Origin of the sequence: Levilactobacillus suantsaii (assembly GCF_004115745.1) — a bacterium.
GTDB lineage: Bacteria > Bacillota > Bacilli > Lactobacillales > Lactobacillaceae > Levilactobacillus > Levilactobacillus suantsaii.
The window spans coordinates 1-22,616 of record NZ_QXIL01000003.1; the positions used below are offsets into that span (position 1 = coordinate 1).

General features: G+C 49.9%; 19 protein-coding genes and 1 pseudogene. 3 read left to right on the forward strand and 17 right to left on the reverse strand.

Translation table 11 applies throughout. The features are described from left to right. Window positions 1-202 precede the first annotated feature (202 nt). Entirely contained in the window at window positions 203-916 is a 714-nt protein-coding gene (locus tag DXH47_RS02060) for an alpha/beta hydrolase (RefSeq protein WP_129031422.1), read from the forward strand. Window positions 917-1,101: 185 nt separating this feature from the next. On the opposite strand, the gene DXH47_RS02065 is transcribed toward DXH47_RS02060, so the two are convergent. From DXH47_RS02065 to msrB, 4 genes are all read right to left on the reverse strand, one after another. Further along, the gene (locus DXH47_RS02065; RefSeq protein WP_129031423.1) at window positions 1,102-1,977 is read right to left on the reverse strand and encodes a DMT family transporter; all 876 of its coding nucleotides are present in this window, start codon (window positions 1,975-1,977) and stop codon (window positions 1,102-1,104) included. A gap of 342 nt (window positions 1,978-2,319) precedes the next feature. After that, the gene (locus tag DXH47_RS02070; protein ID WP_129031424.1) at window positions 2,320-2,754 is read right to left on the reverse strand and encodes an NUDIX domain-containing protein; all 435 of its coding nucleotides are present in this window, start codon (window positions 2,752-2,754) and stop codon (window positions 2,320-2,322) included. Window positions 2,755-2,777: 23 nt separating this feature from the next. After that, entirely contained in the window at window positions 2,778-3,299 is a 522-nt protein-coding gene (gene msrA, locus DXH47_RS02075) for a peptide-methionine (S)-S-oxide reductase MsrA (RefSeq protein WP_129031425.1), read from the reverse strand. Then, window positions 3,292-3,756, reverse strand: a complete 465-nt coding sequence (gene msrB, locus DXH47_RS02080) for a peptide-methionine (R)-S-oxide reductase MsrB (protein WP_129031426.1) — start codon at window positions 3,754-3,756, stop codon at window positions 3,292-3,294. The genes msrA and msrB overlap by 8 nt, the downstream gene beginning before the upstream one ends. An 871-nt stretch (window positions 3,757-4,627) precedes the next feature. On the opposite strand from msrB, the gene DXH47_RS02085 reads away from it, so the two are divergent. Next, window positions 4,628-6,886, forward strand: coding sequence for a hypothetical protein (locus DXH47_RS02085; RefSeq protein WP_129031427.1), 2,259 nt, complete (start codon window positions 4,628-4,630; stop codon window positions 6,884-6,886). A gap of 99 nt (window positions 6,887-6,985) precedes the next feature. On the opposite strand, the gene DXH47_RS02090 is transcribed toward DXH47_RS02085, so the two are convergent. From DXH47_RS02090 to DXH47_RS02110, 6 genes and pseudogenes are all read right to left on the reverse strand, one after another. Beyond that, window positions 6,986-8,023 carry a DUF5776 domain-containing protein gene (locus DXH47_RS02090; RefSeq protein WP_129031428.1) on the reverse strand — a complete coding sequence of 346 codons (1,038 nt, stop codon included), beginning with the start codon at window positions 8,021-8,023 and terminating at the stop codon, window positions 6,986-6,988. Between the two features lie 324 nt (window positions 8,024-8,347). Further along, window positions 8,348-8,743 (reverse strand): M57 family metalloprotease, encoded by a 396-nt coding sequence (locus DXH47_RS02095; RefSeq protein ID WP_129031429.1) that lies wholly within the window; start codon window positions 8,741-8,743, stop codon window positions 8,348-8,350. After that, window positions 8,737-9,447: pseudogene (locus DXH47_RS02100) on the reverse strand (alcohol dehydrogenase catalytic domain-containing protein); the annotation flags it as partial. The pseudogene DXH47_RS02100 and the gene DXH47_RS02095, both read right to left, overlap by 7 nt. A 237-nt stretch (window positions 9,448-9,684) precedes the next feature. Beyond that, window positions 9,685-10,641 (reverse strand): enolase C-terminal domain-like protein, encoded by a 957-nt coding sequence (locus tag DXH47_RS02105; RefSeq protein ID WP_318531337.1) that lies wholly within the window; start codon window positions 10,639-10,641, stop codon window positions 9,685-9,687. 18 nt (window positions 10,642-10,659) lie between these two features. Further along, on the reverse strand, window positions 10,660-10,851 hold the full coding sequence (locus tag DXH47_RS12005; RefSeq protein WP_318531338.1) for a hypothetical protein: 192 nt from the start codon (window positions 10,849-10,851) through the stop codon (window positions 10,660-10,662). A gap of 104 nt (window positions 10,852-10,955) precedes the next feature. After that, window positions 10,956-11,666: a GntR family transcriptional regulator gene (locus DXH47_RS02110; protein ID WP_129031431.1), complete on the reverse strand. Its 711-nt coding sequence runs from the start codon at window positions 11,664-11,666 to the stop codon at window positions 10,956-10,958. A gap of 250 nt (window positions 11,667-11,916) precedes the next feature. Between DXH47_RS02110 and DXH47_RS02115 the strand changes: the two genes are divergently transcribed. Then, window positions 11,917-12,777 (forward strand): alpha/beta fold hydrolase, encoded by an 861-nt coding sequence (locus tag DXH47_RS02115; RefSeq protein ID WP_170954929.1) that lies wholly within the window; start codon window positions 11,917-11,919, stop codon window positions 12,775-12,777. Between the two features lie 85 nt (window positions 12,778-12,862). Here the strand turns inward: DXH47_RS02115 and DXH47_RS02120 are convergent, their stop codons facing one another. The 7 genes from DXH47_RS02120 to parE all read right to left on the reverse strand — a co-directional run bounded on the left by DXH47_RS02120 (window position 12,863) and on the right by parE (window position 22,449). Then, a complete protein-coding gene (locus DXH47_RS02120; protein ID WP_129031433.1) occupies window positions 12,863-13,693 on the reverse strand; it encodes a WxL domain-containing protein in 831 nt (276 codons plus the stop codon). Window positions 13,694-13,718: 25 nt separating this feature from the next. Further along, a complete protein-coding gene (locus DXH47_RS02125) occupies window positions 13,719-14,789 on the reverse strand; it encodes a WxL protein peptidoglycan domain-containing protein (protein ID WP_170954930.1) in 1,071 nt (356 codons plus the stop codon). Between the two features lie 77 nt (window positions 14,790-14,866). Continuing rightward, window positions 14,867-15,505 (reverse strand): hypothetical protein, encoded by a 639-nt coding sequence (locus DXH47_RS02130; protein ID WP_129031435.1) that lies wholly within the window; start codon window positions 15,503-15,505, stop codon window positions 14,867-14,869. Window positions 15,506-15,929: 424 nt separating this feature from the next. Continuing rightward, window positions 15,930-16,865, reverse strand: a complete 936-nt coding sequence (locus DXH47_RS02135; protein ID WP_129031436.1) for a manganese-dependent inorganic pyrophosphatase — start codon at window positions 16,863-16,865, stop codon at window positions 15,930-15,932. Window positions 16,866-16,904: 39 nt separating this feature from the next. Further along, window positions 16,905-17,864 carry a LysR family transcriptional regulator gene (locus DXH47_RS02140; protein WP_129031437.1) on the reverse strand — a complete coding sequence of 320 codons (960 nt, stop codon included), beginning with the start codon at window positions 17,862-17,864 and terminating at the stop codon, window positions 16,905-16,907. Window positions 17,865-18,000: 136 nt separating this feature from the next. Beyond that, window positions 18,001-20,451, reverse strand: coding sequence for a DNA topoisomerase IV subunit A (gene parC / locus DXH47_RS02145; RefSeq protein WP_129031438.1), 2,451 nt, complete (start codon window positions 20,449-20,451; stop codon window positions 18,001-18,003). A gap of 27 nt (window positions 20,452-20,478) precedes the next feature. Continuing rightward, entirely contained in the window at window positions 20,479-22,449 is a 1,971-nt protein-coding gene (gene parE, locus DXH47_RS02150) for a DNA topoisomerase IV subunit B (protein ID WP_129031439.1), read from the reverse strand. Window positions 22,450-22,616 lie beyond the last annotated feature (167 nt).

Sequence of the window (22,616 nt, forward strand, 5' to 3'; positions counted from 1 at the left end):
TCGCGAAGTTTGTCAGGAATTTAAATAATCGCCCCCGTAAGGTCTTAGGCTGGAAGACACCATCTGAAGTTTTCTTCGGTAAAAAGTTACACTTGATTTGACAATTCGTCGTAAAAAGAAGCCTTATATTCTGGGTTTTCTGTGAATTATGCCTAAACCGTGTCTGGTTCATGATAAAATGAATTACAGGAGGATTTATTTTATGAAAAAGATTCGTAAATGGTTACTGGGCGGTCTTCTAGCCCTGCTGCTTATCATTATAATTGGTGTGATTGTGCTTAAACAGCAAGCCTATACACCCAGCACCGCCGCTACGACCGCAGCCAAAACCAGTATCATGGTCAGTTCGACAACCAAATTTCAAGGAAACGACGCCAATCCCCAGATTATTTTCTATCCCGGCGCTTTGGTGGATCCCAAAAGCTACAGTATCTGGGCTCATCAGGTTGCTCAAGCTGGCTATTCCGTTTATATCGTTCACTTTCCCTTAGATCTCGCCGTTCTGCGGGTTAACGCTGCGAACAAAGTCCGTACTAAACAGAATTACGTGATTGGTGGCCATTCGCTTGGCGGTACCATGGCTAGTCGGTACGCACATCAGCACCAGAAAGGACTTAAAGGCGCCTTTTTCCTGGCCAGCTATCCGGAAGCTAAAGGGAGTTTGCGGCACACCAAAGTCCCCGTCTTATCACTAACCGCAACCCGTGATGGTGTTCTGAACCAAGCGCACTACCAACAGGCCAAACGTTTCCTACCTCAAGAAACTAAGTATGTCCAGATTTCTGGCGGTAATCACGCGGGTTTCGGAAGCTATGGTCATCAAAAAGGTGATCATGACGCCACGATAACGGTAAAAAAGCAACAACGACTTGTCGCCCACCGGTTAATCACCTGGTTGAATAATCGGGTTCGCTAATGGCTATTAACTTATCAGCCGCAATCATTAGTGAGGTTTAATAAAAATAGTCTAAAAAAACACTCTGAGCTCGGCATAAAACCGACTCAGAGTGTTTTTGTGCGTTTTGTGATTATATATGTTCTTGGCAACGTCAATGTTTATTTAACTAAATCATTTAAGTGAGTCTGTGTTCGCATCGGCCGCTAGCCAAACCGACTGGTCACTAACACACTTAGTAAAATCAGGAACAATCCACCAAAGAAGCCACTAGAGATAGGCTCTTGGAGAAATAACCAACCTAAAATACTACCGACTACCGGTTGAATCAAGAAAAAGATTCCAGAAGCCGGACTATCGAAACGCCGCAAGCCCTGGTTCCATAGGAAAAAGGCCAGCGCCGTCGAAATGGCACCCAGATAAAAAATACTCAGGAAAATGTGGGGACTCCCCCAGTGAATCGTCTGTAAGACCTGGTGTTGGTACCCAATGACGGGAGTCAAGCAGATGATGGCGACAACGGTTGCCAGTAAAGTGACCTGCAGGCCATCATATTCTGACCCAATCAGTTGCACTAACGCTGACATTAAGGCCCAAGTCAGTGCCGCAATCAGTAAGCAAATGACCCCTAATGCAATATGCTTCCCGGTAACTTGGTGACCGACAATAGCAAGAACACCACTACTAGCCAACGCTAAGCTTAACCAATGGTACCAGTGCGGTCGTTGCTTGAGTAAGGGCCAACTAAAGAGAATCATAAAGGCGGGCGTAGCCGTTGTGACGACTGATCCTAGCTGGGCTGAAGACAGCCAAGTTCCCGTTTCCTGGGCCACGATAGAAATCGTATCACCGATAATTCCCACCAACCCAATCAATCCTAGGTTACGCCAATCCCAATGCCATTGGATGCGGCGCAGTAACGCTAGTGCGAGCAGAACCACTGCTCCCACGACGTAACGCAACCACACTAGCTGAATTGGTAGAATCTCAGCCACAACACTTTTGACGACTACAAACATACCGCCCCAAATGGCCGCAGCCAACACGAGATCAACACTTCCGAGTATTCTATTAGTTTTCAAGATAAATTCCTCCGCTTATTTTATTTAACTTGCGATAAAATCAGCGGACACGCGCCGCTGATTAGTGGCGCGTCGGAACATCACATTCAAATAATGGTGCTAAAAACATTAGTCTCACTTCCTTAGAAAAAGTATTACCAGTATATCATAGGGCCTAGATTGGCGCTAACTACGTGGTTATTCGGTCATTCCTGACAAAAAGCACGCATCAACCAAGCCGCTTCATTTACCTATGAAATTCAGTGGGCACTTAATTTGAGACCTACTTAAAAAGCTTCGATTTTTGAATTACTCACCAAAAAAGGCATAATCACCGTTTAGCGGGCGATTATGCCGAGACATTTAAAACTTCAATTCAGTTAAAATTTGTTTAGTAATGGGCGTCAAGTCAACGGGCAAATCTTGCCGTGAAAAGTACTGAACCTGACTGGTTTCATTGCTCGTCTGCACGGTGCCCGTGGCCGTTAAAGCGTAGACGGCGGTAACTGAATCAATCTGGTCACCGTTAGGATACCGATACTGCATGTTTGGACCACTGACGACCGTCAACAGCTTCGGGTGCTGACCAACCAAGCCGGTTTCTTCATGTAGTTCACGGCTGGCCGTGGTGACCAGACTTTCGTCCAATTCCTTGGACCCAGCTGGTAAACCCCATAGTTGATTGTCACGGCGTTTGACCAGCAAGAGCTGGTCCGCTTGCACGACCAAAGCGGCTGCCCCAACCACAATCAAGGGCTGCGACCCCACAACCTGCCGCAAATTTAACACGTATCCCATCTGTTTGCCCCCGTTCTTTTACGCTAGTTCCACTTCTGTTGAATGAAGGCCTCACGACCACCCATTTCTTCAATTTGGTAGCGGAACGGGTTGCGGCGGTAAAAGTCCTGGTGTTCTTCTTCCGCAGGGTAAAACGGTTGGGCGTCCTCAATCTGCGTGACGATAGGATCATCGAACCGACCACTTGCAGCCAGCTTACGTTTAGAAGCCGTCGCAATTTGCCGTTGTTCTGGACTGTTCACGTAGATGACGGGTCGGTAACTGTCGCCGCGGTCCTGGAACTGACCGCTGGCATCGGTCGGATCCGTTTGGCGCCAGTAGATTTCGACTAGTTCGGCATAACTGATAACGTCTGGGTCGAAAGTAATCTCGACGGCTTCCGTGTGGCCCGTAGTGTGCGATGCCACTTCTTCGTACGTCGGGTTGACCGTGTGGCCACCAGTGTAACCAGAAACTACAGATTTGATGCCGGGTTGACTGTCAAAGGGCTTCACCATGCACCAGAAACAGCCGCCCGCAAAAATTGCGGTGTCAGTCTTAGCCATTGTTGGACCCTCCTTGCTTAGGAAATAGTTGGGCAAAGTCAGCATAGCCGGCTTCAGCTAATTTGCTAGCCGGAATGAATTTCAAGGCTGCCGAGTTGATGCAGTAGCGCAAGCCACCTTTATCGGTCGGCCCATCCGTAAAGACGTGGCCCAAGTGGGATTTCCCCTCTTGGCTCGTCACCTCTTGGCGGACCATACCGAATGAGTGATCCGTATGTTCGACGACGTTTTCGGCCGCAATGGGCTTGGTAAACGCCGGCCAGCCGCAGCCAGAATCATACTTGTCCGTTGAACTGAACAGTGGTTGACCACTGACGACGTCCACGTAGATGCCCGGTTCAAAGAACTGGTCGTACTTTCCCGTGAATGCGGGTTCCGTCGCGGCGTTTTGGGTCACGGCGTATTCTTCGGTGGTCAAGCGTTGCTTCAGATCTGCTGGTGTTTCCTTTGCTGTCATCCGAATCCCTCCTAGTCAATTGTGTGCAATTATTTCGCACTATCTAATATTCTAAATTTTTTAGCGCAAATAGCAACTATCTTAACTCGTGAATTGATGTCCCTGATTCATCTGGGATATTCTGAAATTATTATCGCCAAACTGTGCCCTGCTTGAACTAGCATCATTTGGGATAAGGAAAGCCCCTTAGCTAGCAACACTATGGTGAGAACTGCATGGGGTAAAACCGATGCAATAGTGATTAGAACTAATGCCACGTAATAAGCTTGAACATTCCGCCGCAAAGCTTTACTCATTTCGACTGGCCTTCTTTCTCCCGCAGTAATTACAATTTTGATTCATCTTCAATTTCAATGGAGAAAGTTTTGAAGTTTGAGCTATCAACGCCGAACCTTTTAGTTAATGTCTTAATTTTCTCAAAGTGACCATTGCCGCTTGCTTGACATATTCCAGCAGATTGAAATCAAGTTCCCCCTAATGTTAGGCGGATAATACCGGTAACCATAGCGATTTCGGCGTTAAAGGCTAAACTATCGGCCGACTGGATCGCCGCTATGGTGCGTGTCATGTACGGCCTAGGGCTTTTGACCTAATTAACATTGGGGTCTCTCCCATATAGGCAAAATCAATTTATTATGATAAAATGCTCATTAATAATTAATCTAAATATAATCAACCGGATCAAATCTGTCAACTAACACTGACACCTAATGCTTTAACCAAACTAGAGTAACCATTAAATTCTTAAGCACCGATCGAAGTCATTATTCTTCGTGACTTCCCCAAGCTTTAGTATGATAAAAAATAGGTCATGGCGTAAAGCTCACCGATGACCAGGTTTACCACTCTTACAGGTTAGGAAGTGTCTTCCATGAATTCAACTTTTATCTTATATAACGGAAAACAGGTCGATTGGTCCATTAAAAAGATTTTGGATACAGATGAATTTGACAGTTTCATCGGTGTGACCTATTCTGCATCCCCCAAATTTATCAATCATTACTTGTCTGCGTTCCACATGCTAACGCTTGTCGTTGGTATCCCGGAACATTCAGTCCAAGCTGCCAACAATGAGGAATTAGAACGACTATCCGTAGCCAACACCTTGGACTCAATTTATGAAGGTGACTCGACTAAACTTTATCAAGCATTGACGCCTCAAATGCGCGAGTCTGTAATTGATCATCGTTTTTCGATGCGAATTCCCATTCCCGGTCTCGCCATCCACGAAAAGTTATACCTATTAAGCAACACCGATAGTGGTAAAACGCGGGTTATCATTGGCTCGGCTAATTTATCTGACATGGCTTTCAACCCTAAAACCAATCAAATGGAATCCCTTGTCATTAGTGATGACCCTCAGCTTTACCACCTCTGGCTGCAACACTTTACGCTGGACATCAAGCCTAATCTAACCGATTATTTTCCCAAAGAATTATTGCATCGCACTCATCCCAATAACGTTGAGTTTAGTCCAGAACCCGTTAAGAGCTTGGACTTGTTTACCAATAATCCTACGGCAGAAGCGGCTGTCATCCTTTCACCAGACGCCCTCAATGCTGATGACATGGCAGCCATTAAAGCTAATGATACGGCTATTAAAGCCCAAGCAATTCAACGGGGAATTCAAACAAAAATTTTAAGTCCAGAGCTACCGCAACGAATTCAAGAAATTACGAACGCTAAAAGTAGAGCCAAACAAGCAGAAAAAGACAATGATCAAAAAATCAAGACCAAAACCATCTACAAAATGGCTGATGACATCATCACCGTTAAAAAAGGACAACACCCAACCATTGCGCCGCCCCGAACCTTAACGACTAAACTCATTAAAACACTACATACTAAGGTCACTCAGCCCGTGAGCGAAACTGTAAGTGAGCGGCCGCGACTATTACGACAAGATACGCAATTTAACCCCGAAAAAAATGAAAGTGGGCTATTAGCTCCAAGCGTCGTTAACCACGACGAAGCAGTCTCGTTCGGTCGATACGCCAGCCTAGCCGAAATAAAAAGCTCACTCCAAACGATTGCGACGTTGATTGCCAGTTATACCGCGTATACCATCAAACCAGATAAAACAGAGTCCAAACGTGTCTATGAAACCATTCTCTATGCCTTTACAGCGCCGTTTATTTCATATATTCGCAATCATTTGACTGGGAGCACCTCGGAAGCAGACGTCCCCCTGTTTCTATTCATTGGTGGGCGGCCTGGGTCGGGGAAAACGTTACTCTTAACCTTAATTGCTAAGATGATTAAACTGAACGTCGATTCTCAACAGATTATGAATTACGCCAGTATCGTCCCCCAACAAGCGCGCAACGCCAAGGACAACGGTATTCGACAAATTAGTCGGTGGCTGATTGAGACAAAAGTTTATCCGTTGCTAATTGACGAAGTTCCCGATTTCTTCTTTAGTAAGGCTCGTGATCTAATTGTGGATTCTAATAATACCGCGAACGAAAATGGGGATGAATATCCGGTATTTATTGGAACGACCAATACAGTTGATTACCATTTGAATGCTCGTGCCGCTCGCCGTGCCTATTACTTAAAAATCAGTAACATCTTCGATAAAAATCATTCTAAGGATTGTTCCATCGCCTACGAAAAAGTTGCGAACGCCTTAGACAACACCCTGTTTAAAGATTTTCTTATGCGATTTGAAGAAAAGATACACGATGTCAATACGACCTTTGTCACCGACATCAATGGTCAGAAACATGATTTTTTAATTGTCACTCGGCAAATATTTGAGGACTATTATACGATGTGTCACTTGCCCTTACCCGATTTCTTTCCTAAGGGGATGATCGACGATGCCGCTCAATCAGGACGCGAACTATGGCGCAATCTCTATTTAAGCCATCCGGAGAGTTTTACCTACCAGCCTAAAAATCGTAACTTACTTTATGACATCACTAACTTGGACACCAACGCCCCCAAATTTGGTGATAAACCTTCCCAAAAATATAAAGAAGCCTTACCCCCTACCGTTTTCAATGACGATTTTGGGGGCAATATTTTACCGTTATCAGTCCCCGAATTTTTCACTTGGATAGATGTCACCGATCCTTATCAATCCCATAGCATTTTGGCAAGCCTTATAAGGCCTTTTCGCAAATAAATTTCCAACAAATAGCCCCCTAAGATGGCAATTAAGCGCCAATCTTAGGGGGCTATTCTGTACCTTTAAAATTTCTAGAAGTCATTCAAATTAATTTAACTAATTGAATACCCGTGCCACCCCGGCAATGTCCGACCGTTGACTGTTCTTAATCGGTTGAATCATGATTCGTGGTGGCCAGCTTTCGATGACCTTGCCCTGCCCCAGGTAAATGGCCACGTGCCAAATCGTGTGGGTCCCCGGCTGGTAGTAGAAAATCAAGTCGCCGCGTTGCTTATGCTGGTAAGCCACGTGCTTGAACTGCTTGCTGGCCCAGAGGTTCCGGGAGTTCCATTCGTTCCCTGGGAAAGCGTGGTGAATGGCACTGATTGGTTGAGGATTAATGCCGCCAGCGTATAAAGCTTGCATCACCAATCCAGAACAATCGGTCCCGTAGGCCGGACTACTGGAGGAACCGACCAAATAAGGGTTTCCTAGGTAAAGGCGAGCCTGCTTGATCATGGCGTTGATGTGGTCTTCACGCCCGTTCCAGGCGTGCGCCCCCAGCGGTGCAACGTACGCGTCAATGCTAGTCCAACTGGCCTTGGAGAAGCCAAGTTTCACCCAGGTCTGCTGATTCACGTTGCCCGTGACCTTTAGATGATGGCGTTTTTGGAACGTCCGGACGGCGCGATAAGTCGCCGCATTGTACTTGTTGTAGCCGTTAGCGGTCCCTAAGCGCCGCATAATCTTCCAGGTCTTGATTCCTTCGTAGTTCCGCTTGACGGTGTACCCAACCTGTCCGTAAGGCTTAATCTGGGAATAGCTAACTTGATAGTACCGCTTGGGATTTTGATACCCCGCGGTCTTCGCGACAAACGCCCGGTTAGCGGTCACGTATTTTCCGGTCGTCGTTTTGAGGACAGGCGCGTGCCCTTTGGCTTGGATCACCTGACTGATTTGAGCGTAATGATTCTTGTGGATTGTTGCCAGTCGCTTGGTCTTGGCGGCATCTTGATAGTAAACCACGGTCTTTTTGGTGCAGATGATTCCTGGATTGGTAGTGTAGTACTTGGCGCTCGCCTGGGCATCCCCGATTCCCCCAATCGTGAGTCCCCCTAACGCGAACATCAGCGCCAATAAAGCTTTATGTGTCATACGGCATCCCCTTTAAAAAAATAGTTAATAACCCTTCGTCCTTAAAGCTAACCATTTTAGCGCTAAAATCGATTAAAAATCGTATAATCCGAAAAAACGCTGGTTAACTAACGTTAAGTATACCGCTAAAGTCACGTTAAGCGACCCTTTTTCTGCTTTAAATTAATGACGTTGACCCTCTCCTCCAACTGGCAGTGTAGACGAAGCTTCAAAGGAAATTTTTATCCGATTAACACCACACCCAAAAAACGGCTAATCAACTTACTGTAGCGTTGACTAACCGGTCCTAAAGCCCTTATTTAATTGCACATTATGATGCCTAACTTAATCCGATTCACCGGCCGGCGTACTGTACCGTTCCTTAACGCCCAGCACGTCCACTTTTTGGATGCCCTCCGAGCGATTGCGGTAATACATGACGCTCCGGGAAGAGGGGTTATGATTCAACCCCATTGCATGGCCCAGTTCGTGTTCGGCCACGTGTTCGTCGTCGGCATGGGAGTAACCAAACTCAGCTAATAACGCCGGGTTCAACGTACTGATCACGGCAATTAAGTCGTTATGGCGCGCCCAGTATTCGGTCACGCCCACGTTATCGCCCATTGTCGCGGATTGTTTGGCCGTGTCCGTGGTCAGTTTGATTTGCGCGGTCTTTGCCGTTCCCTTTTTAAACTTAAACGCCCCCGTTTTGTTCCAGGCCTTAATCGCATCTTGCCAAATTGCTGGGTCAGTTCCATGATTTGCTTGACGGCCTCGTCGCCCCGGTCAGCCACGTTATCGGTGGCGCCAAATTCCTTGGCTAAGGCTTGCCGATCGGCGTGGCGACTAGTCGAGATGATTTGCTTAGCGCCCATCAACTTGGCCGCGATGATGCCGCATTGGCCCACGGCTCCGTCACCTAAGACCACGACCGTGTCACCCGGCTTCACGTGAGCCACGCGCGCCGCGTGGTAACCCGTCGGCATCACATCGGCTAAGGTCAATAAGGACTTCAACATCCCCTCGCTGTAGTCGCTGGGTTGACCCGGAATCTTGACTAGGGCCCATTGTCCGTGTTGGAAGCGGACGTATTCAGCTTGGTCGCCGTCGCTAAAGTTGTCCGTGTGCGATTGGCAAACACCATCGTAGCCGGCCAAACAAGCGGGACAGTGGCCACACCCGTGGGTGAACGGCGCAATCACGAAATCGCCGGGTTTGACCGTGGTGATGTCTTCGCCCACGGCATCGACGATTCCGATGGCTTCGTGCCCGGAATTTTCGGAATTAGCTTCCTTATCATCGAAGCCCCGGTAGGCCCAGAGGTCGGAACCACAGACACAGGCCCGCACGATGTGGAGAATCACGTCATCGGGTTGTTGAATGGTGGGTTTATCAATGTCGGCGACCTTCATTTGGCCGGCCTGCGCAAAAACAGCTGCTTTCATTTAAGAATCCTTCCCTTCGCTCTATTGTTATCCAAAACGCGGCGGTTTCCCGTGCGTCCGGATAACAATTTAATTATACCCGTTTCGGTCTTAACTAGGGTGGCAAATTACTTACGGGGCGTCACTAATGACAGGAGCCACTAGTTGAGACTAAAGCATCCCCGTAATCACGGTAAGTCGACCGTCATCACGGGGATGTCTCTCTCAGTAAATAGAATTTGTTTTTAGCCTTACCGCTTAGGACGCCGCGACGTCGCGCAAGACTTTCATCAACTTGGCCTTGGTTTCGAAGCCAATCCCCGGAACCTGCGGCAACTTCACGTAACCGTCTTCGATGGGTTCATCGTCCGCAAAGCCACCGAACGGTTCAAAGATACCGGGATAGGATTCATTGCCCCCCAGTTTCAAGCCAGCCGCGATGTTCAACGACATTTGGTGCCCACCGTGCGGGATGCACCGGAGAGACGACCAGCCATTTTCCTTCAACATCTTCAAGGTCTTCATGTATTCGACCAGGCCGTAACTCAAGGCACAGTCAAATTGGAGGTAGTCCTTGTCGGGGCGCATCCCCCCGTAACGAATCAAATTCCGCGCGTCCTGCATGGAGAAGAGGTTCTCCCCCGTGGCCATGGTCTGCGAGTAGTAACGGCTCAGTGTATTTTGCAGCTGGAAGTCGAGCGGGTCACCGGGTTCTTCATACCAGAATAAATCGTACGGCGCCAACATGTCCGCGTATTTGATGGCGGTCGGTAAATCTAAGCGACCATTGGCATCGACGGCCAAGTGTTGCCCGGATGGGACGACCTTCAACGCTGCTTCGATTCGGCGCTGGTCTTCTTCCAGGCTGTTGCCAATCTTCATCTTGACGACCGAGTAGCCCAAATCTAAGTAGCTCTTGAGTTCTTTTTGGAGCATAGTGTCGTCCTTGCCCGGTTGGTAGTACCCGCCGGCCGCGTAAACGAAGACCTTGTCATCGGGATGGCCATCCCCGTAGCGTTCGGACAGTAACTTGTACAGCGGCTTTTCTTCGATTTTTGCCACCGCGTCCCAAATGGCCATGTCGATGGTCCCCACAGCAACGGATCGCTCACCGTGGCCCCCAGGCTTTTCGTTGGTCAACATGAGGTCCCAGAGCTTGAACGGGTCCAAATTAGTCCCGTCCGCGGTTAAGTAGTCTTCCGGCTTGGCCTGCATGATGCGGGGAATCATGCGTTAGTTGATGATACCACTCGGGGCGTAACGACCGTTGGAGTTGAACCCATACCCAATCACGGGCTGGCCATCGCGTTTAACGTCCGTGACCACGGCCACGACCGACACGTTCATTTTTGAGAAATCAATGTATGCGTTACGGATACTAGAACTAATTTTAACGGGCTTTTCTTTAATCGCAACAATCTTCATAATTCAGTAGTCTCCATTCAATTAAACCTGATCGACGGTTGAATTTAGACTAAGCGCTTAATCTAGCTTTATTGTAGTTAATGTATACATTAATGTCAAGGTGACTATTTCCCAGTTGGCGTTTCCTTATGGCGAATAATCTGGACCATTTCCTGACTCCCGCGGTGTCGGTGGCCCACCATGAGTTCTTGCGCGGCCTGGGCATTTCGCGACCGGATGGCAGCGATGATGGCCCGGTGTTCTTGCAGTGACTGGACCGGTAACGTCCGGTCGTCGATGGCGTACAACCGGGCCCGGTAGAGTTGGTCGGCGTAACTCCCAATCAGAATTCCCAGCCGGTGATTGGGCGTCGGGGCCACCAGTTGGCTATGAAACTGCTGATCGATCTGCACGTAACGGCGTAGGTCTTGCGCCTGCATTGCCGCGTCTTGCTGGGTGATGAGCGTCTCAAGTTGGGTCAACTGTTGGTCGGTGAGCTGGGAGGTTACCAGGGCCGTTGCCAAGCCCTCCAGCGTTGCACTGATCTGGGCGATTTCCGTAATGGTTTGGGCTTGAATCGGGGCGACCTGAAACCCCCGCCGCGGAATCACGGTCCCCCAGCCGGCCGCTTCCAAACGAATCAATGCTTCGTGAACGGGAGTGCGACTCATCGCTAATAGGTCGGCAATTTCCCGTTCCAAAAAGGAGTGCCCGGGTTGAAGATATAACTCCCGGATTGCTTTCAAAATCGCCGTATACGCTTGGCGCGTCAACGAAGCGTGCGCCACCTCTTCACGGTACTGTTTTAAAACGGTACTTAACGTGTTATCTGTCATCAAAACCCCTCATTTCTAGCGTAAATTTCTCTTTTAAGTATACAACGTATGCGTTAAATTAACCTAACGCGGGGTGAAAAAGTTATTTCCCCGAAAATTTTCGGCCGCCACCCGGATAGCATCGATTTAACGTATGCATCACCCCATAAAGGTTTTCGACTCTAATCGGGTCGCAGAACGTTTCGGTTATCACTGGCCCCTAACCTGTGATAACATTAAAGACATTCTTGAAAGATTAGAAGGTAAAATTATGACAACTCGTTCCACCATCACCCAACCACTGGGAACTCGCTTAACCTATACGCATGAGGGCCTGACCCTCCCCGTGTACCGGTTTGGGACCGGCCAACCGATTCTGCTGTTGCACGGCTTTCCCGAAGACGCGGTCAGCTGGAACCACGTGGTCGCCCGACTCGCGGCGGCGGGTTACCAGACCTGGGTCCCCGAGATGCGGGGCTACGCCGAAACGGCGCAGCCTAAGGGCCGAGCGGCGTACACCGTGGCGCATTTACTCGGCGATTTAAACGCCCTGATCACCCACTTTCAACTCTCGACTGTCCACTTGGTCGGCCACGACTGGGGTGGTCTTCTCGATTGGAAATTGGCGCAAAAATGGCCCCAACGAATTACAACGTTGACAGTGATTGCCACGCCGCATCCCCAAGCGATGGCCTGGTCGTTCCACCATTCCACCCAGCTGTTGCATAGTGCCTATATCGGGGGCTTCCAGGTCCCTGGGTTACCGGAAGTCATCGCCCATAAAGGACTCAAAACTTTCTTGCGGCGTTCAGGGTTAAGCCAGCAAGCGACCGAGTACGCCCTAGCTCGGTTCAAGACGCCGGCCAGTTTACGCGGCCCCATCAACTGGTACCGCGGGTTGACGGTGCCTAACCAGCCGCATATGAAAGACCATTTGATCCACATGCCTACGACCTATCTTTGGGGCCGGCACGATGCCTTTTTGGGCGCCGCGGCCGCAAAGAAAACGGCGGAATACGTCAAGGCGGATTACCGCTTCATCCCCGTCGACGCTGGCCACTGGATTCCGGAAAACCATCCCGACGTGGCGGCACAAGCGATTTTGGATCGAATCACGTCCGCGAACGCTTAACGACTATAACTAATTAAATTTAATGCGAAAATCGGCAGTTAGTGTTTAGGTAAGCTAAGCACTGACTGTCGATTTTTGTGATTTGTCATTTTTCCGGTCCTACTGTTAGGGTATACGTCAAGTTTGCCGTGTAGGTGCCAGCGTAACTGTCACTGGGCCACTGGAGTGTGGAACCGTCGAAATCGATGGTGGCCGACCCGGTATCTGTTTGTTTCGAAGCACTTAGCAATTCATGAGCTTCATCATTAGGAACCAAGCGTAAACCAGGAATCACTGTTAAGTTAGATAACGCCCGGTTAGACTTATCCGTAGTATGGAGATTCAAAGCAACTCCCGTTGGCACTGCGTGAGGGCCCTGAAACGTTCCTAGCTTTACATTAACATGCCAATCTTGTGACGTGGGGTTGAACACAGTTAAGGTTGGCGCTGGTGGGGTGATTTGACTTGGCATCATGTGAGCTTTCAACATTATAGGCTGAAACTCAAAACTTGAAGGTGACATCGTTAGCCTAATTGCGGAAGAAGATTTATCTGAAATACTTTCTTTTTCTGTTTCAAAATTTTTGACAATATTTTGTAAATCTTGCGAATCTTGCGAATCTTTTGCCTGCTGTACTTTTTTTGCAATACTTTTATTACCAGGAAGAGAACCTAGCAGATTGCTTATTATTTTTTTATCACTTTCAAATTTTTTGGGTGAACGATTTTTCAATAACTCATCTATCATATTATCTATAAACTGAAGCATACTTGACAAATTAAAGAAGTTCGGCCATAAAGATTTTTTCTGCTTTATTCTTTGTTCCTGGATGCTAGCTTGACTCGGTAATGGTCCGCTTACGCCAAGGCAAAAGCTTAAAGTCACGACCACAAAAAGCAACCCAATTTTATGCATCCTCGTTTTTAACCATCGCACCACTGTCCCCTCTTTCCCGAATCCTTCACCCCTTCAAGTGGTGGCGTAATTGCGGCTGCGCCCATGGCAAGCGGTGCCCACGGAGCGCGTAAAGGTTCAATGCCAGTAAGACTAACACGACGCTCATTAAAACAATCAGTCCAATGAGTAACCAGTTCACTGGCTTCTTTGGTCCCAGACTAGCGATGTGTTGCTTAACGCTTTGCGCTTGTTGCGGGGTGATGGTCACCGGTACCGTGAACGGAAAGGTAAAGCCGCCCTGTGTCGATAGGTTACCAGTTAAGGTGTACTTCCCGGCCGCAAGCTGGTGTTGCTGTGGCGCTAAATTCAAATTGAAGCGGCTCTGGGGCGCTAACGTCAGCGGTCGTTGATCAAATTTGGCCACCGTCTTGCCCGTTGCTTGTTGGAGCTTCGCCGTCAGTTGTCCCTGACCTACCAGTTCGGCCGTGTGGTTGAACATCCCCAATGCCAATTGCGGCTGCCCATTTACCAGCCGGTACTGACCACCTTTGAACGTGATGTTGGGTGGGAGTAGTTGGCTTAACCGATGGTTGTAAAACTCACAAGCCACCACGTAGTTCGTTCGCGCCACGATGCCAGCAGTCCGGTGTTTGGCCGCTTGAGTGTGCTGCGAGTCATTGCTTTGACTCACCGTGAACCCCGTCAACATGATGCCCTTGAAGGACTGTTTAGGCGCCGTCAACTGGAAGTCCACAAGTCGTGATGTGTGGGCGGGAACGGTCACGTGGCGTTGGCTAGGCGCAAAGAGCGTTGCCGCTTGGGCCGGTAATTGGGCGAGATGATTGCCAATGCTGTAGTCTAGCGTCCCGTTGGTATTGGTTCCCGCCACCCGCGGAACTACCGCGTAAGCGCCCAGTTGTTGAGACTGGTTCGTGACCCGAAGGCTTAGCGTCCGGTGTTCGCGGGGATGCACCGGGAATTGAAAGTACGCTATGTGTGAAGCATTGTCGCGAGGAAGTACGGGCGTGACCGTAAAACTAGCGGGCGCTGCTGCCTGATCAGCATGGGCACTGGGGCCACCAAACCAGAACCACCCGCTGAGAATTAGGAAACAAACCAGAGCGCGTTTCAACATAAAAATCCCTCCCTGGACATGACCAAAGCTCCCCATAAGGAGGAGCCCTGGTGTGACCGTTTAGTCGTCAATTGTGCTTAAGATTGTTTTTGAGGACCAGAAGTTAACGTGTACGTTAAATCTGCGGTGTAGGTCCCTGTACGATCAACGCCACTAAAATTCGTCAACTTAGGTTGTAGTGTCATCGATAACGTTCCCATGCCGTCTTCATCATTCTGAGGTGCACTGAACAACGTCTTTGGTGCAACTTTCTCAGTCGCTGTTGTGGGACTGGCTAGCGTTTCTTGAGTGGTCTTTAACTTATCCGTTGCGTCGGTTTTTGACAAAGCGCTAGAGTCAAATTCCAAAGTTCCTTGTGGCTTTTGGTCCTTGTTGACCGTATTAAATTGTCCTAAAGTGGCGGTTAAGCTCCAGCTGCTACCGTCACCTAAAAAGTTATCGATTTTCAGATCACCACTATTTGCTGCGGGCACGGCTTTGTCTAAACTATCCAAGCCGACATTGAAGTCAAAAGATGGCACAACGGCTTTACCATTATCTGTGGCAAATGCCAAGGTCCCGGGCGTTACCGCTACCGTGGCCTTACCGGTAGCGGTCTGCGGTGCCGTAGTAGTCGTATCGCCGGTAGCTGCTAATGCTGGGGTTACGGCGAACCCCAGTGGCAGGACCAATCCTGCCACCGCTAACGCTGAAAACAATTGTTTTTTAATCATCATATTTGTCGATTCCAGGGGTTAGCGACCGTCCGGTAAACGGCTGAAATCTTTCCGACCTTTCTTAATTTTAGGAGACGGTCATCAGTAAGTGACGGGAAAACGACTTTCGGCTCGATTACGCCACCGACCAGCGCTATTTCGTCACCTCCACTTAGTCGGCGTAGTTCTTTGCCTTAACCACCCGGTCTTTTACCGGATTAGTAACTAAAATTTAGCCTCTCACTTACCTTACCAAAGCATACTGCAGAACTTGTGTTATGAAAAACAATTAGACTAACGAACTTTTTATAATGTGATTAATTATTTTATAATCCAATCAGCGCACGAAGACATCCTAAAAAGGACCCAATCCACAACGGAATTGAGTCCTTTTTTGAACACCGTATCGCCATAAACGATGACGGTTTGAATTTTCAGTTAAAGTTTAGCCCGCAAACGCATCGGTCAATGGTGGCACGACTTGCTTTTTCCGGGAAACGACGCCTGGTAAGCTGGCGCGGTTTTGCGCTAACTTCACGTTAAAGGCCTTTTCTACGGCGGCTTGGCTGTCGTCGTCCCCAACGACGATCAATTCGGAGTCGCTGGTCAAGACGTTCGTGGCTAAGGAAATGAACAAGTCGTAACCCTTGTCCGTGCTTTCGGCTTGCATGGCTTTTTCCAGCCCGGCTTGCCGGTCCAAGACGTCGTTCAAATCGACCGTGTTGATTTGGTCGATGCGAACGTTTTTACCGTTCATGTCGAAGGACTTCGCATCAGCGTCGATCAATTCTTGGTCGCTCTTAGCGGATAAGTTAGTGCCGGCCTTTAACATGGCAATGCCATAGCTTTGCACGTCGATGTCGGCGATTTCAGCTAATTCCCGGACAGCTTCCCGGTCAACGTCGGTCGTGGTTGGCGACTTGAGTAACAGGGTGTCAGAAATGATGGCAGACAGCATCAACCCGGCTAACTTAGCTGGAATCTCAATCTTAGCTTCGTTGAACATTTCCACTAAGATCGTACTGCAGCAGCCCACTGGTTCGGCCCGGTAGTATAATGGCGCCGCCGTTTCGAAGTTGCCAATCTTGTGGTGATCAACGACCGCGTCGATGGTGACTTGGTCGCGGTCCGCAACACTTTGTTGGGCTTCGTTGTGGTCCACTAACATCACGTGGTCCGTTTCGTTAGCCACCGTCTTGACGACCCGGGGTGCGGGTTCATCAAAGTGGTTCAACACGTAGTTGGTTTCCATGTTGGGGTCACCTAAGGCCACGGCTTCAACGTCCTTGCCCTTTTGGGTTTGGTAGTAAGCGAAGGCCTTGGCGGCAACGATCGCGTCCGTATCCGGATTCTGGTGACCAAAAATCAATACTTTACTCATGGATAAAAACTCCTTTAACGAGATTAGTTTAAGTGTAGCTTAGTTGTTACGCAATTGTTTGAGCCGCGAGATGTAGTCATCGGTATGCAAGTACCGGTCGAATTGGGCCAGAAAATGGCTAATCCGCGGGATCTCCGCTTTGCCCTTGCGAAAGACAAAGGCTAAATCAAAGCGGATGTTGGGGTCAAAGTGCGCCGTCCAGGTGTCGGGCAGTTCATCTTGACCAATCATAAACGAATTGGGCAAAGCCGTTGCCGCTTGCGTCTGCATTGAAAAATGCAAAAGCTGTAACGGCGTGGTGAAGTTATCGACGCTCTTCGGAAAATCGGCCAACTGGTTCTTGTAAGCTTCATGCAACGTTTGGTTCAAATAGTAGCCCTCTGGATACATGACCCACGGCCCGTTGGTGGTATCCTGAAACTTGATGCGCCGTTTCTTGGCCAGCTGCTCATCGTGGTGGATATACAACAGGTCATCGGAAATAATCTTCTTGGAATCGTAAGGTTTCCAATTCTTGATCGAATCGTCTGGCAAATACATGATGGCCAAATCGATACGGTTATTTTCCAGTTGTTCCCAAATTTCTTTCCGGGTCAACATGTGAAACGAAATCCGAATCCCAGGGTTGTTCTGGTACGACATAATCGCGAAGTCCTCGAACACTGCGTCTTCGATGGAGGCCAACAGGCCAATGTTGATCTCACCTTGGGTGGCACTCGTGGCTTGCTGAATCTGATCGGTCGCCTGATTTAAAATCCCGTAGATTTCGTGCGTCGCGTTCAGCATAGTGTAGCCCGCGTCCGACAGTCGCAGCTTTTTGCCGACGGAATAAAACAACGGGGCGCCGACCGTCCGCTCGAGTTTCTTGATCTGCTGGGTCAAGGCGGGTTGCGTAATGCCTAAAATCTGCGCCGCCTGGGTATAATTCATTGTTTCAGCCAGCTGTAAAAAATACGTTAAAGTTTTGGAAGAAAAAATACTTTCCTGTTTGGTCTTCATCGCTTTTTCTCCTTATGACCGGAGTGCCGAGCAATCTCGGAGCACTCGTTAGCCTAATGGTTACCATTACTCACAATGATAGCCTGCGGGGACTGAAAGCGCAACTAATTCTGCTTATAAAAGCATTTATACTGGCTTAACTGACAACTAGTTCGATGGGCTTCAGACGTAACTGAATTGGCGTTCCCTCGACGTCCGTGTCGACCACGAATGAGCCGTTGGAATACCGACCGCTCAATGGGTGGTCCGTCGGCAAGACATCGTGGGTCCGTTCCCGGTCCGTGATGATCTCTAGCGCTGGGTTCTCACTTGGGACACGCAAGAAGTCGACGACTCGGTGTGGATTACGCTTGAGTTCGTGGAGAATCAAGACCCCACGCCGAGCCCGACTGGTGACCGTCAGTTCTGTCATGGCTAGCCGTTTAAACCCACCGCGTTGCGTGATTAAGGCGATAGTGTCAGTGTCAGTGACCAACGCCAAATTAACGACCTGATCATCGTCGCGCAGGTCCATGGCGCGAACCCCCGTGGTCCGGGCCCCGTTGACGGAGACTTCATCAATCGAATAGCGTAACGCGTACCCGTTTTGCGAAACCAATAAGACGCCCCGGTCATCGGTCGGTTCAGCCAGATATTTCACCGCCACGACGCGGGCTTCGGGATGCTTTAGCTTCTCGTAGACCGCTGCCCGTTTCTTGTAAGTCCGGCCCGGTTTCAAGGTCGCAAATTCAGTCTGCTTGATATAGCCATCGCTAGTCGCAATCAAGAAGCGTCCGGTTTCGGCCAGGGAACTAAAGGCGTAGGTCGCCACGATTTCTTCATCGCTTTCCAACCCAATGGTCTGCGAGAGATGTTCGCCAGTCTCTTTCCACTTGACGTCCGCGATTTCATGCACCGGCCGGTAGATCAAGTTTCCCCGGTTGGTAAACATCATCAAGTGACTCAACGTGCTCAATTGGGCCATAAAGATGGGATAATCCGCATCCTTCAAACCGTTTTCGGCGGCGTCCGAAGCCGCATACGACCGTAAGCTGGACCGTTTCAAGTAACCATCGTGACTGACCATGACCACCACGTCTTCGTCGGCGACCGTGACTTCCGTCTTGATCTTCAACGTTTCGATTTGGTCTTGAATGGCCGTTCGGCGCGGATTACGGTATTCTTTGGCGATGGCCTTGAGTTCTTTTCGCAGGACCGCATTGAGCTTCTTGGGCTCCGCTAAAATCTGCCGGTCGGTCTCAATGGCGGCCGCCAGCTTAGCGGCCTCGTCTTCCAACTGGGTCACATCGGTGTTGGTCAACCGATAGAGCTGCAAGGCCACGATAGCGTCGGCCTGCTTCTCGGTGAAGTCGTAAGTGCTGACCAGATTGTCCCGGGCATCCCGCCGGTTCTTCGAGGCCCGAATCGTCGCAATGACCTGGTCCAAGATGGATAAGGCCTTGATTAGCCCCTCGACGATTTGTTGCCGGTCAAGTGCCTTTTGTAGATCATACTTGGTCCGGCGCGTAATCACATCGCGTTGGTGTTCCAGATAGGCCGTTAAGATAGCGACTAGCCCCACGTGCTCTGGCCGTTGATGGTTGATAGCCACCATGTTGAAGTTGTAGGTGACCTGTAACTCGGTGTTCTTGAACAGGTAGTTCAAAATTCCTTGGGCATCGGCGTCCCGTTTCAATTCGATTGCGATGCGTAAGCCGTCCCGGTCGGTCTCGTCGCGGACTTCGGCCAAGCCCTCGACCTTCTTAGTCAAGCGAATCTCGTCGATTTTCTTGACCAGTTGGGCCTTGTTAACTTCGTAGGGAATCTCCGTGACGATGATTTGACTCTTGTTGCCCCGTAAGGGTTCGATGGTGGTCTTCGAGCGGACTTCAATGCGGCCGCGGCCGGTCTTGTAGGCCTGGATAATCCCATCTTTCCCCTGGATGATGCCGCCCGTAGGAAAATCGGGTCCGGCCACGAACTGCATCAAATCGGCCAAGGTGGCTTGGGGATGGTTCAATAAGTACACGCACGCATCGATGGTCTCACCTAAATTATGCGGTGGAATCTCCGTGGCGTACCCCGCTGAAATCCCCGTGGCCCCGTTAACCAAGAGGTTGGGGAACCGCGCTGGTAAGACAGTCGGTTCGTACTCGGTGTCGTCAAAGTTCAACGTCATGTCGACGGTGTTCTTCTCAATGTCGCGGAGCATTTCCCCCGAAAGTTTACTCAACCGGGCCTCGGTGTACCGCATAGCAGCCGCCGGATCCCCGTCCATCGAGCCGTTGTTCCCGTGCATTTCGACGAGGGGTTCGCGGACCTTCCAGTCCTGACTCATCCGGGTCAACGCTTCGTAGATTGAGCTATCGCCGTGGGGGTGAAAGTTCCCCATGACGTTACCGACTGACTTGGCGGACTTCCGGAAGCCCTTGTCGTAGGTGTTGCCGTCCTTATTCATGGCGAACAGGATTCGCCGTTGAACGGGCTTTAAGCCGTCACGAATGTCCGGTAAGGCCCGTTCTTGAATGATGGATTTGGAGTAGCGACCGAAGCGGTCACCCATGACCTCTTCCAACGTTAATTCTTGTATTTTTTGTCCTTCACTCAAGACTTGTTAACTCCTTTCACCGCGCAATTAGGCTTGGCCCTTAGACTCGGTCCCCGTGATGAGGTCCTGGTCATCGTCTTCGAGGGTAAATTGAACGTTGTTTTCGATCCATTTCCGCCGGGGTTCAACTTTGTCCCCCATCAACGTGGTGACTCGCCGTTCGGCTAAGGCCGCGTCATCGATCTTCACCCGAATCAGGGTTCGGTTATCGGGGTCCATCGTGGTTTCCCATAACTGGCTGGCATCCATTTCCCCCAGCCCCTTGAACCGTTGGAGGTGGTAACCGTGGGTCGGGATATGCTTGGTCTTTTCTAAGAGTTCGTCGTTGGTCCAAGCATACTCGATGCTGGCCTTCTTGCCGGTCCGTTGAATCCGATACAACGGTGGCAAAGCAATGTAGACCCGACCGGCGTCAATCATCGGCCGCATGTACTTGTAAAAGAAGGTCAACAGCAAAATTTGGATGTGAGCCCCATCATCATCGGCATCGGTCATGATAATAATTTTATTGTAGTTAGCGGCGTCGATGTCGAAATCGGCTCCTACGCCCGCCCCAATGGTGTAGATCATGGTACTGATTTCCTTGTTTTTCATGATATCCGGCAATTTGGCCTTTTCGGTGTTCAAGACCTTTCCCCGTAACGGGAGAATCGCTTGGAACTTCCGGTTTCGGCCCTGCTTTGCCGAGCCGCCGGCAGAATCCCCTTCGACCAAGAAGAGTTCGTTCTTCGCCGAATTCTTCGACTGGGCCGGCGTTAATTTCCCGGACAGCAGGCGCTCATGGCGCTTGTGTTTTTTCCCATTGCGGCTTTCGTCTCGAGCCTTACGGGCGTCCTGGCGGGCTTGGCGGGCCTGAGTGGCCTTGCGAATCAACATTTTACCAAAGTCGCCGTTTTCCATCAGGAAGTAGGTCAGTTGTTCGGCCACGATGCTATCCACGATGGTGCGGGCTTCGGGGGTCCCCAGTTTTTCCTTAGTCTGCCCTTCGAATTCCAAGAGGTTTTCTGGGACCCGCAGTGAAATCACGGCGGATAATCCTTCACGGATGTCGGAGCCTTCTAAGTTCTTGTCCCGGTCCTTGAGCAGGCCAACCTTGCGCCCATACTCGTTGAAGGCCTTGGTCCAGCCACTACGCATCCCCGCTTCGTGGGTCCCACCATCCTTGGTCCGGACGTTGTTGACGAACGACAGTAGGTTTTCGGTGTAGCCGTCGTTGTATTGAGCGGCCACCTCGACTTCGATGCCATCTTTCTTCCCGTCGAAGTACAGGATATCGCCTAAGGTATCCTTGTCTTCGTTGAGGTAACTGACAAATTCCTTGATGCCGTCTTCGTAGTGGTACTCTTCTTCGCGTTCTTGTCCGGCGCGTTCATCGGTCAGGGTGATCTTCACGCCCTTCAACAGGAAGGCCGATTCACGCAGACGTTCTGCTAAGGTATTGAAGTTATAGACCGTGGTGGTGAAGATTTCTCGGTCCGGTTTGAACGTTAATGTCGTCCCGTTGTGCGCCCGCGTCTTGCCTAATTTGGTGAGCGTCCCTTGGGGATGGCCGCCCTGGGCGAACTTTTCCTGGTACCGGACACCATCGCGCACGATGGTGACGGTCAACGTACTCGATAAGGCGTTGACCACGGAAGCCCCGACCCCGTGCAGGCCACCAGAGGTCTTGTAGCCCCCTTGGCCAAATTTACCCCCGGCATGTAAGACCGTTAATATGACTTCTGGGGTGGGAATCCCGGAGGCATGCATCCCCACCGGCATCCCGCGCCCGTGGTCCACCACGGTGATACTGTTGTCGGCGTGGATAGTCACGTTGATTTCCTTCCCGTAACCGGCCAAGGCTTCATCCACGGCGTTGTCGACAATTTCATAGACCAAATGGTGCAGGCCCCGACTGTCGGTCGACCCGATGTACATACCCGGACGTTTACGAACAGCTTCCAATCCCTCCAAAACTTGAATGGAGGAATCGTCGTAAGTTGGTTTTGCTTTCGCCATACGTAAATCTCCCTTTCGTTTCCAAACTCTTTTTTGCGCATACTCTTAGTGTACCCCATCCCGAACATATGTTCAATAAAGGTGGTCAAAGACCGCTACGAGTAGCCATAACCACATTATCATACCACAGCGACCCGATAAAAAACTAGGTTCTCTAAGGATAATTG

Excerpts from the sequence above, each read along its gene's own strand:
- DXH47_RS02060 (WP_129031422.1), top strand. The coding sequence starts at position 203 with ATGAAAAAGATTCGTAAATGGTTACTGGGCGGTCTTCTAGCCCTGCTG.
- DXH47_RS02070 (WP_129031424.1), bottom strand. The coding sequence starts at position 2,754 with ATGGGATACGTGTTAAATTTGCGGCAGGTTGTGGGGTCGCAGCCCTTG.
- msrA (WP_129031425.1), bottom strand. The coding sequence starts at position 3,299 with ATGGCTAAGACTGACACCGCAATTTTTGCGGGCGGCTGTTTCTGGTGC.
- msrB (WP_129031426.1), bottom strand. The coding sequence starts at position 3,756 with ATGACAGCAAAGGAAACACCAGCAGATCTGAAGCAACGCTTGACCACC.
- DXH47_RS02085 (WP_129031427.1), top strand. The coding sequence starts at position 4,628 with ATGAATTCAACTTTTATCTTATATAACGGAAAACAGGTCGATTGGTCC.
- DXH47_RS02090 (WP_129031428.1), bottom strand. The coding sequence starts at position 8,023 with ATGACACATAAAGCTTTATTGGCGCTGATGTTCGCGTTAGGGGGACTC.
- DXH47_RS02105 (WP_318531337.1), bottom strand. The coding sequence starts at position 10,641 with ATGCAGGCCAAGCCGGAAGACTACTTAACCGCGGACGGGACTAATTTG.
- DXH47_RS12005 (WP_318531338.1), bottom strand. The coding sequence starts at position 10,851 with ATGAAGATTGTTGCGATTAAAGAAAAGCCCGTTAAAATTAGTTCTAGT.
- DXH47_RS02110 (WP_129031431.1), bottom strand. The coding sequence starts at position 11,666 with ATGACAGATAACACGTTAAGTACCGTTTTAAAACAGTACCGTGAAGAG.
- DXH47_RS02115 (WP_170954929.1), top strand. The coding sequence starts at position 11,917 with ATGACAACTCGTTCCACCATCACCCAACCACTGGGAACTCGCTTAACC.
- DXH47_RS02125 (WP_170954930.1), bottom strand. The coding sequence starts at position 14,789 with ATGTTGAAACGCGCTCTGGTTTGTTTCCTAATTCTCAGCGGGTGGTTC.
- DXH47_RS02130 (WP_129031435.1), bottom strand. The coding sequence starts at position 15,505 with ATGATGATTAAAAAACAATTGTTTTCAGCGTTAGCGGTGGCAGGATTG.
- DXH47_RS02135 (WP_129031436.1), bottom strand. The coding sequence starts at position 16,865 with ATGAGTAAAGTATTGATTTTTGGTCACCAGAATCCGGATACGGACGCG.
- DXH47_RS02140 (WP_129031437.1), bottom strand. The coding sequence starts at position 17,864 with ATGAAGACCAAACAGGAAAGTATTTTTTCTTCCAAAACTTTAACGTAT.
- parE (WP_129031439.1), bottom strand. The coding sequence starts at position 22,449 with ATGGCGAAAGCAAAACCAACTTACGACGATTCCTCCATTCAAGTTTTG.